General features: G+C 72.0%; 11 protein-coding genes. 1 reads left to right on the forward strand and 10 read right to left on the reverse strand.

What is annotated here, in order from left to right:
- From ONA70_RS30015 to ONA70_RS30045, 7 genes are all read right to left on the reverse strand, one after another.
- Positions 1-703 (reverse strand): FecCD family ABC transporter permease (locus ONA70_RS30015; RefSeq protein ID WP_265009862.1); only part of this gene is annotated, 703 nt, incomplete at its 3' end.
- Positions 700-1,755, reverse strand: coding sequence for a FecCD family ABC transporter permease (locus tag ONA70_RS30020; protein WP_265009863.1), 1,056 nt, complete (start codon positions 1,753-1,755; stop codon positions 700-702). The genes ONA70_RS30015 and ONA70_RS30020, both read right to left, overlap by 4 nt.
- Before the next feature lies 1 nt (position 1,756).
- Complete coding sequence (locus ONA70_RS30025; RefSeq protein WP_265009864.1) at positions 1,757-2,737, reverse strand: ABC transporter substrate-binding protein; 981 nt, start codon at positions 2,735-2,737, stop codon at positions 1,757-1,759.
- Positions 2,738-2,831: 94 nt separating this feature from the next.
- A complete protein-coding gene (locus ONA70_RS30030; protein WP_265009865.1) occupies positions 2,832-3,992 on the reverse strand; it encodes a C45 family autoproteolytic acyltransferase/hydolase in 1,161 nt (386 codons plus the stop codon).
- A 144-nt stretch (positions 3,993-4,136) separates the two neighbouring features.
- Positions 4,137-5,726, reverse strand: a complete 1,590-nt coding sequence (locus ONA70_RS30035) for an amidohydrolase (RefSeq protein WP_265009866.1) — start codon at positions 5,724-5,726, stop codon at positions 4,137-4,139.
- Positions 5,723-5,938 carry a hypothetical protein gene (locus ONA70_RS30040; protein ID WP_265009867.1) on the reverse strand — a complete coding sequence of 72 codons (216 nt, stop codon included), beginning with the start codon at positions 5,936-5,938 and terminating at the stop codon, positions 5,723-5,725. The genes ONA70_RS30035 and ONA70_RS30040 overlap by 4 nt, the downstream gene beginning before the upstream one ends.
- Positions 5,939-6,748 carry a COG4280 domain-containing protein gene (locus ONA70_RS30045; RefSeq protein WP_265009868.1) on the reverse strand — a complete coding sequence of 270 codons (810 nt, stop codon included), beginning with the start codon at positions 6,746-6,748 and terminating at the stop codon, positions 5,939-5,941.
- A 150-nt stretch (positions 6,749-6,898) separates the two neighbouring features.
- Here ONA70_RS30045 and ONA70_RS30050 point away from each other — a divergent pair, with 150 nt between their 5' ends.
- Positions 6,899-7,828, forward strand: coding sequence for a MurR/RpiR family transcriptional regulator (locus ONA70_RS30050; RefSeq protein ID WP_265009869.1), 930 nt, complete (start codon positions 6,899-6,901; stop codon positions 7,826-7,828).
- A gap of 156 nt (positions 7,829-7,984) precedes the next feature.
- Here ONA70_RS30050 and menC read toward each other — a convergent pair whose 3' ends face one another.
- The 3 genes from menC to ONA70_RS30065 all read right to left on the reverse strand — a co-directional run.
- A complete protein-coding gene (gene menC, locus ONA70_RS30055; RefSeq protein ID WP_265009870.1) occupies positions 7,985-9,064 on the reverse strand; it encodes an o-succinylbenzoate synthase in 1,080 nt (359 codons plus the stop codon).
- Positions 9,065-9,114: 50 nt separating this feature from the next.
- Positions 9,115-9,858 (reverse strand): GNAT family N-acetyltransferase, encoded by a 744-nt coding sequence (locus ONA70_RS30060; protein ID WP_265009871.1) that lies wholly within the window; start codon positions 9,856-9,858, stop codon positions 9,115-9,117.
- The coding region (locus ONA70_RS30065) for an FAD-binding protein (protein WP_265009872.1) at positions 9,855-11,566 on the reverse strand (1,712 nt) is incomplete at its 5' end. The genes ONA70_RS30060 and ONA70_RS30065, both read right to left, overlap by 4 nt.

Genomic DNA, 11,566 nt, shown 5'->3' on the forward strand with positions numbered 1-11,566 from the left:
CGCCGAGGCCCAGGGCGTCCAGTCGGCGGGCGTAGTAGAGCACCAGCGGTACCAGGACGATCACCCACGGCGCGAACTGCGCCACGTGGGTCATCGTGCGGCCGAACATGCTGCCGGTCAGCCAGCTCAGTGCGGCGTTGACGTCGAGCGGGTTGCGCACCAGCAGGAACCGGATGCCGCCCTCGCACAGGGCGCTGACCGCGATCCCGACCAGAGCGAGGCGGGCCGGCGAGGTCCCCCGGCGGTAGGCGAAGAAGTAGACCAGCACGGCGGCGCCCACGCCGCCTGCGAAGGCCGCGACCGGGAGGGCCGCCGTCGGAGCGGTCGGCCACAGCAGCAGGGCGCCCATGGCTGCCACCCCGGCGCCCTTGGTGATACCGATGATGTCGGGGGCGGCGAGCGGGTTACGGATCACGCCTTGCAGGACCCCGCCGGAGACTGCCAGCGCGATGCCGACCAGCCAGCACAGCAGGACCCGCGGTGCCAGGAACCGCTCGATCAGCAGCGCCTTGTCCGACTCGAGGTGGCCGGCGACGGCGCTGAACCCGTCGGTCCAGCCGATCCCGCGGGCGCCGGCGCCCAGGGTCAGCACCGAGGCGAGCAGCGCGGCGGCCGTGATCGTGCCGGCGATGGCCCATTGTCGCCGCCCCTGCCGGGTGACGTGTCGTACGGCCACTGGTGCCGTAACTGGTTGGGCGGTCATGCGGAGATCCTTTGACGTCGGGCGAGGGCGACGAAGAACGGCGCACCGATCAGCGCGGTGACCACGCCGGCCGGCACCTCGTACGGCGGGTTGACGAAGCGGGACGCGATGTCGGCGTAGATGAGCAGGGTGGCTCCGCCCAGCGCGGACAGCGGGATGACCACCGCATGCGCGGTGCCGACCAGCCGGCGCACGATGTGCGGCACGACCAGTCCGACGAAGGTGATCGGCCCGGCCACCGCGACGGAGCCCGCGACCAGCCCGATGATGACCGCGGCTCCCAGCAAACGGGTGCGCTGCACCCGCAGGCCGAGGCCGCGGGCCAGGTCCTCGCCGAGTGAGAGCATGTCCAGCGACCGGGCCAGCGCAACCGCCCCGATGAGGCCGGCGACCGCCCACGGAGCCACCGTGGCCAGATCGGACCAGGTGGCGAAGTTGACCCCGCCGACCAGCCAGAAGAAGACGTTGCCGGTGTCGTTGTCGTTGAAGATGATCAGGCCCTGGGTGGCCGACAGCAGCAGGGAGGCGATGGTGAATCCGGCCAGGGCCAGGCGGACGTTTTCCACCCGGCCGCGGCCGGCCCCGGCCAGGGCCAGGACCAGCAGTCCGGCGCCGGCGCCGCCGAGAAAGGCGAGCGGGACCAGTGGGGCGCCTTCCAGTCCAGGTACGAAGGTGAGGGCGCCGACCACCATCACGGCGGCTCCCGCGCTGACGCCCAGGATCTCCGGGGCGGCCAGCGGGTTGCCGGTGATGCCCTGCATGACCACGCCGGAGACGCCCATGTTCGCGCCGACGACTCCGGACAGCAGCGCGCGCGGCAGCCGGATGGTGCGCACGACCATCTCCTGCATGGTCGTGCCGGGGTGGAACAGCGCGGCGAAGACGGTCCCCACCGAGATCGCCACGCTGCCCAACGTGATGCTCCACAGCAGTCCCACCACCAGCAGGACCGCGATGACCGCGCCGACCAGCAGCGCCGGCCCGTAGCGTGACCGGGCGGAGGTGTCGGCGTCGACGGGTGCCGTGGACCCGGAGATGGTGGCTGCCGTCATGTCAGCCGCCGTACACCTTGGTCACGACGTCCTGGGCGATCAGCTCGGCTGCCGTGACCCCTCGCCACCGCGACCAGACGGCCACGTCTACGGGGAACACCTTGTTGTCCTTGATCGCGGTAACCTGCTGCGCCAGCGGGTTCTTCTGCCACTGCTCGAAGAGGGTGCCCGCGGGGTTGGTGACGAACAGGATCGGCGGGTTGGCGGCGACGAACGACTCGAGGTTCATCTCGGGCTGGGTGGTGTCGCCACTGGCCGGGACGACGCAGGTCAGGCCGAGTGCCTCAAGTACGGACGGGGTGTAGCCGGCGGCCGTGTGGACGGTGAAGGTCTTCTCCCCCGCCACGGCGAACATGAACTTGTCGTTCTTCCCGGCGGGGATCTTCGCCTTGAGCTCCTCCATCGTCTTGCGATGCTGGGCGAGCCGGTCGTCCATGGCCTTGCAGCGGTTGAGGGCCTGGCCGATCGCCGCCGCGCTGTCGAGGTTCTTCTGGTAGCTCGCCTGGTTGCTGTTGAAGGCGATGGTCGGTGCGATCTGGCTCAGCTGGTCGTAGATGTTCTTGTGGCGCCGCACGTCCGCGATGATCAGGTCGGGCTTGAGGGCGCTGATCTGCTGCAGGTTGGGCGACTGGCGCAGGCCCACCGAGGTGTAGCCGGCGAGCTGGTCGCGCAGTTGCGGGATGATCCGGTTGGTGTCGTTGTCGTCGGCGATGCCGACCGGCTTGAGCTTGATCGAGGCCAGGGCGTCGACGAAGGAGAACTCCAGCGCGACGACCCGCTCGGGAGTGCCCTTGATCTCGGTACTGCCCAGTTCGTGGGCGACGGTGCGGGTGTCCTTGCCGCACTCGCCGGCGTTGCTGGTGGCGTTGACCTTCGTGGTGTCGCCGCCACCGGCCGCGTCGGATCCGCCGGTGGAACAGCCGGTGCCGGCGATGGCCACCAGCAGCGTGGCGACCGCCAGCCGCCAGCCAGGTATTCTCATGGTGCCTACCTCATTCCGATTTCGTGGAGTCGGCTTTCGGGGCATCACGGCCGGCGCTCGTGGGGCGAGCGCCGGCCGCCACGTGACCGGTGCGTCAGCTCCCGATCAGCGCGTCCGCTGGGGACGTGCGGGGCCGCGTCGTCGGCCCGTCGTAGATGTTGCGCGGCACCAGTTCGTAGTCGTTCTCGCAAGGCGGGCCGACCGCGATCCGGTACTCCCCCGTGGTCAGGTCGACCAGGCTCGAGGCGACGGTCACGTACGCGTCGAGCGGGTGGTCGTCGGGGTCCGGGTGGGTGCACAGGGAGTTCGGGGCGGAGAAGTGGTCGCTCATCGCCCTGCGCACCTGGGCCCGCACCTCCGCCGAGTCGGTGAGGTGCCGGCACCGCATCAGTTCCTGCCGTGCCCGGTACCCGCGGTAGAGGGTGTCCAGGCCGTTGGGCCGGTAGTCGTCAGCCACCTGGGTCGGGATGAAGGACTCGAAGTGGTTGGCGTGCACCAGCAGGCCGTCGGTCGGGTAGAGCCAGCCGTGGCGGCCCGGCGTGGTCTCCACGTCGATGGCGAACGCTTCCCGGTGGGTGAGCACGAGGTTGGTGGAGAAGGCCTGTCGTACGCGGAACACCGCGCGCAGCGCGCCGTGCATGTCCCACTGCTCCAGCACCTTCCGCCGGATGAAGGTGCCGGGCACGCCCATGCCCTGGCTGAACCGGGAGCCCAGGCCGTTGGCGTTGAGGGCCAGTCCGGCCGAGTTCGCCCCGTGCCGGCCGACCTGGCCGGCTTCCACCTGCATCAGGATCGTGGGCTTGCCCTGCTGCTCGACGCGGAGCAGCACGAGGGTGTCCCGAATCTGGTTGCGCCAGTCCCAGTTCTGCCCGCAGTAGACGTGGCCGTCGCCGCTACCGTCGGGCATCAGGGCAAACGACGTGCACTCGCCGGGTTCGTCGCCGGCGAACGGGTTCGCGTACGACAGCTCGCCGCGGCCGTTGAGTGCCAGGATCTCGCCGAAGGTGCGCCCGGAGCCCTCGGCGATCCCGCGCACCTCCTCGAGGATGCCGGGCAGATAGTCCTCGATCAGGGGGACCCAGCCCAGCGCTCGCGTGGTCACGTCCGACCAGGACAGCCCGGCGGAGCGGACGAACGCCTCGGCGTAGTAGTCGATCGCCGTGGCGATCCGGTCCTTCGCCGCTTCGCCGTACGCCCGGCCCCGGTCCAGCGGGCCGCCGGAAACCTCGATGAGCGGGATGGAAAGCTGTGCCATCTGCTGGCTCCTTCTCTCCGTCGCCCCATTGCTGTCGCGAGCGTTGGAGCGAACGTAGTAACTGCTACATGGTTCGTCAATACCCGTCGTGGATACTTTGTGGATCGGATACGAAGAGCCGCCGCCGCATCCGGGCGACGGCGGTTATGCCTGGTAGGTAAGGCTTCCCTGGGAAACCGTGAGGATCACGCCGGCCTCGTCGAGGCCGCCAGGTGCGCCCGGATCGGCCGACAGCGCGACCAGATCGGCGGCGTACCCGGCCGCGATTCGCCCCCGCCGCGGACCGAACCCCGCGTACCGCGCGCCGGCGCTCGTGGCGCACCAGAGCGCCTCCCCCGGCGTCACCGCCTCGTGGCGGCCGAAGTCGAGGCCGGTGACCGGATCGGTGCGGTGCACCGCCAGCCGCATCGCCACCAGCGGGTCCGCCTCCCGCAGGTCTGCGTGCTCCGCGGCGCGCCAGTCCGAGCCGAACAGCACAGGCACCCCCGCGCGCAGCAGCGACCGGAACGGAAACGCCTGCCGCGCGAGCTCCGGCGACAACCCCGCCCGCAGCTTCGGCATCCCCTCCACCATCGCCCAGGGCTGCACCTCGGCGACCGCCGGGAGGGTCGCCAGACGCGCCACGTCGGCCGGCCGCACCACCTGGCCGTGCACCAGGCGGTGCCGGCGGCCCTCGGGTGGCGGGCCGGCGGCGGCGATCACCTCGATCGCCTCCGTGACGTCAAGATCACCGATCGCGTGCAGGGATGTCGGATAGCCGGCCGCGGCGGCGCCAAGCGCGTCCGCCGAGGCGGCAGCGGCCCCGGGATACCGGAACACGACCCCCGTCAGCCCGCGCGGGCCGCTGTAGCCGCCCGCGGTGGCGAACAGCTTGAACCCCATCACCTCCGGGGTACGCGACCCGCCGGCGAACTCCCGCCAGCGGTGCAGCGTCGGGCGCACACCGACCCGTACCGGCAGCCCACCGGCGGAGGCAAGCTCACCGTAGAGCGTCGCGTCGGTGAAGCTGCGCTCCAGATACACCGGCGGGGGCGGTCGGCCCTCGTCCGGCCAGGTGGCGATGTCGTGCACCTCGGTCACCCCGAGCCGGGGCAGCTCCGCCAGCGCGGCCGCCAACTCGGCGCGGGCACCGTAGCGGCCGGCGGGCGGGATCACCCCGGACGTCCCCCGGTGCGCGACGGCCGCACCGTGCAGCCGCCCCGTCTCGGGGCTGATCCGCCCGCCGGGGATCTCCGGGTGGTCCGCCAGCCGCAACAGGCGGGCGGCCACGCTGTTGCAGAGCGCGACGGTCCCCTCGACGTCGGTGAGATAGAGCGGATGCCCGCCGGCCGCGGCGTCCAGTGCGGCGAGATCCGGCAGCCCCTCGTCCGGCAGCGTGTCGCGCCGCCAGCCGCCGCCGCGCAGCCACAGTCCCCGGGGCAGCCGTCCGGCCACCCCGCGCACCGCCGCGAGCAGGTCCTCGCCAGCTCGGGCGTGGGGGACGTCCACCCGGAGCAGCGCGGCGCCCGCCCAGCTCAGGTGGGTGTGCGTGTCCACGAACCCCGGCACGATCGTGGCGCCGGCCAGGTCGAGGGTGTGCTCGGCGCGGACCGGCAGCTGCGGGCCGACCGCCACGACGGTGCCGTCGGCGACGGCCACGTCGGCCGGCCGCGCCCGCCGCGGGCGGTCCGATCCGGGCGGCTCGTCGCCGCCCGCGCGGACCAGCCCGTTGCGCAGCAGCAGGTCGACCCTCACCGAGTGCCTCGGACGTCAACCAGCAGGGCGACGACGAATGTGGCCAGCACCCCGAGCCCGACCAGCGGCGCGAACAGCGCCGACCCGCCGTATCCCGCCAGCACCGCCAGCGCGCCGGCGCCGAGCGCGACCACCACCGCCACGGCAATCTTCCAGTCGTCGCCGACGATGAAGTCGTACCAGAACCTCAGGAACCCACGGACGTACCGCATCTAGACCTCCTCAGTGACACGCTGGGCACCGGCAACCGCGGCGTGGGGCGCGGCCACCGGCCGACGCAGCGCCGCGACGAGCGCCCGGGACAGCAGCAGCCACACCGCGAGCAGCACCAGCAGGGCCCAGTCGCCGCCCGGCCAGTCCAGGCTGTGGTGGCCCGGCGCCAGCAGGCCGAGGCCCTCGACGGCCCAGAACAGGCCAAACGTGGCGAGCAGCAGACCGACGCCGTACTTCAGGGTGTTCTCCGGCACCCGGGTCAGCGGGCCGTGCGCGAACGCGCCGACCACCACGACGATCAGCCCGGCGGCTGCCGCACCGACGATGGCGACGGGCATGTTCTGGGCGTTGAGCCCGAAGGTGATGACGATGAAGACCACTTCGACGCCCTCCAGGAACACCCCCTTGAAGCTGACCACGAAGGCGAACCAGTCCAGACCGAACCGGCTCTGCTGGCCGGCCCGGCGAGCCGCCTCGGCCTGCTCCCGGAACTCCTCGGCCTCGTCGTGCAGAGCCTTGCGGCCGGAGGAGCGCAACACCGCCTTGCGCAGCCACTGCAGCCCGAAGATGAGCAGCAGGGTGCCGACGACGAGCTGCAGGGCCGCCTCGGGCAGCCATGTGGCGAGGGCGTAACCGGCCGCGGCGGTGAACGCCGCGAGCGCCACGAGGGCCGCGATGGTACCGGCCCAGGCGGACTTCCAGCTGCGCGTCATGCCCATCGCCAGGACGATGGTCAACGCCTCGACGAACTCCACGAACGAGGCGAGGAAGACGGCGACCGCCAACCCCACCACCGCGCTGGTGAACATTTGGGTGCTCCAATCCATCGAACCGGCGGATGCGTCGCATGGTGCTCCCACCGCTCCCGCTACGTGGGAACATCGACGGCGGTGGGGTGCCTTCCCCAGTGCGGCCGGTGCGTCGTACAGTAGAACCGACTACAGAGGAGGTCAATAGTCGTGGCATCTACTACAAGCGGGCCCGGCTCCACCCTGCCGGAGCGGGTCGCCGCCCGCCGTGACCTCCTCAGCCCCGCCGAGCAGGCGGTCGCCCAGTTCATGGCGGACAACCCGCAGGAGGTGGCGTTCGCCTCCGCCGAAAAACTGGGCCGGCTCACCGGCACCAGCGACGCCACCGTGATCCGCACGGTCAAGGCACTGGGCTACTCCGGCCTGCCGTCGTTGAAGCGCGCACTACAAGAGTCGCTACGCGACCGCCTCACCCCCGCCGGCCGGCTCAACCGCAGCCTGGACGCGGTCGGCGACGACCTCAAACAGGTCTTCGACGTGGTGGTCACCGAACAGATCGGCCTGCTCGAATCGGCGCGGCACTCGGTACAGCCCGCCGAATTCGTCAAGGCCGTCACCGCGATCCGCGACGCCGACTACGTCCTGACCTGCGCCGTGGGCATACTCGGACAGCTCGCGGAGTATTTCACCATCCGGATGCTGCGCCAGGGCCGGCGAGCCCGGGCCGTGCAGGCATCGGGCTTCCTCTTCGCCGACGCCCTGGTCCCGCTCTCCTCCGGCGACGTGGTGGTCCTGGTCAGCCACCACCACGTCAAGCCGGAGGAGGAGGTGGTGCTCGAACACGCCGAGCGCGTGGGCGCCCGCGTCATCCTGATCACGGACACCCTCGGCGGCGCGCTCAGCGACCGGGTCGAGGCGGTGCTCAGCGCCGAGGTCAACCGGCACGACCGGCTGAGCAGCATCACGGTCACCGTCACCGTCCTGGAGGCACTGTCCCTGGCCCTCGCCGCCGAGCAGCGCGAGCGGGCGTCGGCCGCGATGCACCGGCTGACCACGGTGCGCAACCGGCTGGCCGAGGTCATCGCCGAGGAGGTCGGCACCACCCGCCGGCGCACCCGTCGCCCAGCAGAACCGGACTAACGCCGAGGCTGGTCCTCGCCGGGGCCACCGTCTGGCCGGTGGCCGGCCCGCCCAGTGCGGTGCGGTCGCACCGCACGGCCCGCTGGACGCCCGGGAGCCGGCGGCGCTGCGCGACCTGCAGGTGGCCCTGACCGTCCTGGCTGGAGAGATCGTCTTTCAGCGCTGAGGACCGGCCGGCAACCAATCCGTCGCTATCGTGATCTCCTTCAGGAAGTCCTGGTCCGGAGTGACCCCGAGCCCGGGCCCCTCCGGCACCCGCACATGCCCGTCAACCAGGGTGAACGGCGCGGTCAGGTCCCGCGTGTAGTAGCGGTCCGAGGCCGAGGTGTCGCCCGGCAGCGCGAACCCTGGCAGCGCGGCGAGCGCGACGTTGGCGGCCCGCCCCAGGCCGGTCTCCAGCATCCCGCCGGCCCACACGGGTACGCCGTGCGCGACGCACACGTCGTGGACGCGCCGGGCCTCCAGGTAGCCGCCCACCCGGCCGGGCTTGATGTTCACCACCGACGTGGCGCCCAACGCGATCGCCTGCGCCGCGGACCGCGCACTGACGATCGACTCGTCGAGGCAGATCGGCGTACGGATGGACCGGGCCAGCGCCGCATGTCCCAGCAGGTCGTCCTCGGGCAGCGGCTGCTCGATCAGCAGCAGGTCGAACGGATCCAGCTTCGCCAGGTGCCGGGCGTCGCGCAGCTGGTAGGCGGTGTTCGCGTCGACCTGCAGGCCGATGTCACCGAAGCGCTCCCGCACCGCCCGGACCGGCTCCACATCCCACCCCGGCTCGATCTTCAGCTTGACCCGCAGGTATCCCTGGGCCAGGTACCCGGCCACCGCCTCCAGCAGCTCCGGCACCGAATCCATGATGCCGACCGACACTCCGGCCGGTACGGCCGACCGCACCGCACCCAGGAATCCGCCGAACGACAACCCGGTGCCGCGCAACTGGGCGTCGAGCACAGCCATCTCGACGGCGGCCTTCGCCATCAGATGGCCCTTGACCGGCGCCAGTCGCTCCGCGACCGCGTACGCGTCCAGCTCACCGCCGAGTGCCGGGAGAAGGAAACGGCGCATGACGTCGATCGCCCCGTCCACGTACTCGGCGCAGTAGCTCGGGTCGTCCTCCGCGACGCACTCCCCCCAGCCCTCGCCCAGAGTGGTCTCCGCGCGCAGCAGCACCGCCGTACGCACCGTCTGACGGCCGAGTGACGTTCGGAACGGCGCGACCAGCGGAAGAGCCACCCGCCGTACCTCTATCCCGTGAAGTCTCATCGCCTGCAACTCCCGTAGTGTCATTGCTTCGTCAGCTTGTACCGGCCCTCGGGGGCGAATCCGGTCACCTGGTAGCCCTGGCCCAGCGCGCCGCCGAGCGAGTCCCGTACCGCGTAACGCCAGCGGGACGCCGCGGCCGGATCGCTTGCTCGCAGCGCCTCGATGTCCGCCGGGATCTCCACCAGCAGGGCGCCTTGTTGGCCGGGGCGCGGCGCGCCCGGCCGGGGGTGGCCACGTCCAGCCCGAACCCGCCCCTCCGGGTCCGTGGGCGGCGCGGGGGCGACGTCCCACCGGACGAACAGCCGGTCCGTGGGGTCGCCGGCGTTGATGGCGTCATCCAGGGGGCCGTAGAAGTCGGGCAGGTATTCGACCGCGGTGGCGCCAAGGCGCACCAGGTTGAGGTACGCGTTGCGGCGGACCAGCGGGTCGAAGGTCCAGCTGACATGGTCGAGGCCGGCCTCCTGCGCCCAGCGCCGCTGATGCTGTTTGATCGCGAAGCCGACGCCCCGGCCCTGGCATTCCGGCGCCACGCCGACGACGTGCGAGTGCAGGCCCTGCCCGGCGGCGGTACGGAAGCCCGCAGCGGCTCCCACCAGCTGCCCGTCCAGGTATGCCCCGGCGACGTACCCACCGGTGTGAGCGAGGGCGCACAGCACGTCGAGCGGTATCGGCGGGCTCTCCGTTCCGGCTCCCCAGATCCTGCACAGCAGGGCGGCGGCGGCACGCAACTCCCCCGCCTGCGACAGGCCGACCACCGTGATCACGCGGCGCTCCGAGCGGACAGCGCGGTGACCAGCGCCGGCACCACCTCCTGCCAGGGCGCCACGATCCCGACGTCCGCGGTGGCGAAGATCGGCGCTTCGGGGTCGGAGTTGATCGCCAGGATGGTGCCGGCACCGGCCACCGCGGCGATGTGGTGCGGCTTGCCCGACACGCCGATGGCGACGTACAGCCGTGGCCGCACTCCGCGGCCGGTTACCCCGACCTGGCGTGACCGCGGCAGCACCCCCGCGTCGGTCAGCTTGCGGGTGGCGGCCAGCTCGGCACCGAGCACCCGCAGGAGCGCTCGGATCGACGGGTCGGTCGGATCGTCGACGCCCAGGCCGACGCACACCACGCTCGCCGCCCGGGTCAGGGCCGCGTAGTCGTCGACCGTGCGGTAGCCGTGCACGATGACATCGGCCGAAGCAGGCGGCACATCCCACGGCCGCTCGGAGACCGCTACCGCCCCGCGTGAGGTACGCATGGGCAGCACTCCCGGCCCGACGGTGACCACCGTCGGCCGGGTCTCGCACCGCACCTCGCCGCCGGCGACGGTGGCGACCGTGGTACCACCGGCCCGAGTGACGCTCGTGGCATCAGCGATCAATCCGGCCCCTACCACTGCCGCATATCGGCCGGCTACGGTGCGCCCCCACGCGGTGGCCGGCGCGAGGAGCAGGCCCGGTGCCGGGTCGCGGGTGAGTGCGGCGGCTACCGCGGCCGGACCCGGGTCGTGCGGTGCCCATCGCCAGATCTCGTCGGCGCCGAAGGCAGCCAGATTCCTGCGTGCCCGGCCCGGCCCGCAGAGCAGTCGAACAGTGCCGCCGATGTCGGCGGCGGCACCGAGCAGCTCGACGGTGAGCTCATCGTGGTACGGGTCGGCCAGTACGGTGATCACCGCGCCGGGTCGGGCTGGCGCGACAGGTGGCCGCGGCGGCGGCTCACCGTCCAGTGCGCCTCGCCGTCGCAACTCGGCCAGCGCGGCGGACACCTGCGCCGCGACAGGGCCGGACAGAATCCGTCCCGACCTCGTCGCCGTTGGCGCGGCGATCGGGCGGATCGCGGTCGGGCTGGCGGCACCGGGTATCGCACCGGCAAGCATCGCCAGATCGAGCACGGTCATCGCGGGTGTGGGGTCCGGTCGGGCGTGTGCAGGCACCTTGGCCGGGGCGCACAGGCGCTCCGCGACGGCGACCACCGCCGGAAGCCGCGCGCCGACCCTGACCAGTCGGTCGTCCTGCTCGCACGTGGCCTCAAGACTGGTCGCGGTGACCTCAAGCTGGCGAGCCGCTCCGGTGAACGGCAGGTCCAGCAGCCCCGCCAGGTGCGGGCCGAGCTGCGCGGTCTCCGCGTCCAGCGACGCGCTGCCCAGCAGGATCAGGTCGAACGGGCCGACCTTGGCCACCGCCGCCGCTAGCGCGCGGGCCGTCACCAGCAGGTCGGCGGCGGCCAGCGCCGGATCGCAGACGTGTACGCCGAAGCCGGCGCCATGGCCCAACGCCTCGGCGAGCACGTCGCGAGCCGAGGGTGGGCCCATGGTGAAGACGGTGCAGGTGCCTGCGGTGCGGCGGGCCAGCTGCACACCATAGGCGATGGCCCGACGGCAGTATGGGTTGATCTCCTGCTCGCCGAACACGCGCACCTGCTTGGCAAGCACGGCGACGCGTAGGCCAGGACCGGTCACGAGATGCTCACACCGATCAGGTGGCC

It is taken from the genome of Micromonospora yasonensis (genome assembly GCF_026013475.1).
Taxonomy (GTDB): Bacteria; Actinomycetota; Actinomycetes; order Mycobacteriales; family Micromonosporaceae; genus Micromonospora; species Micromonospora yasonensis.

Bases quoted from the DNA above. Each gene is read 5' to 3' on its own strand.
- ONA70_RS30020 (WP_265009863.1), bottom strand. From the start codon at position 1,755: ATGACGGCAGCCACCATCTCCGGGTCCACGGCACCCGTCGACGCCGAC.
- ONA70_RS30025 (WP_265009864.1), bottom strand. From the start codon at position 2,737: ATGAGAATACCTGGCTGGCGGCTGGCGGTCGCCACGCTGCTGGTGGCC.
- ONA70_RS30030 (WP_265009865.1), bottom strand. From the start codon at position 3,992: ATGGCACAGCTTTCCATCCCGCTCATCGAGGTTTCCGGCGGCCCGCTG.
- ONA70_RS30040 (WP_265009867.1), bottom strand. From the start codon at position 5,938: ATGCGGTACGTCCGTGGGTTCCTGAGGTTCTGGTACGACTTCATCGTC.
- ONA70_RS30045 (WP_265009868.1), bottom strand. From the start codon at position 6,748: ATGTTCACCAGCGCGGTGGTGGGGTTGGCGGTCGCCGTCTTCCTCGCC.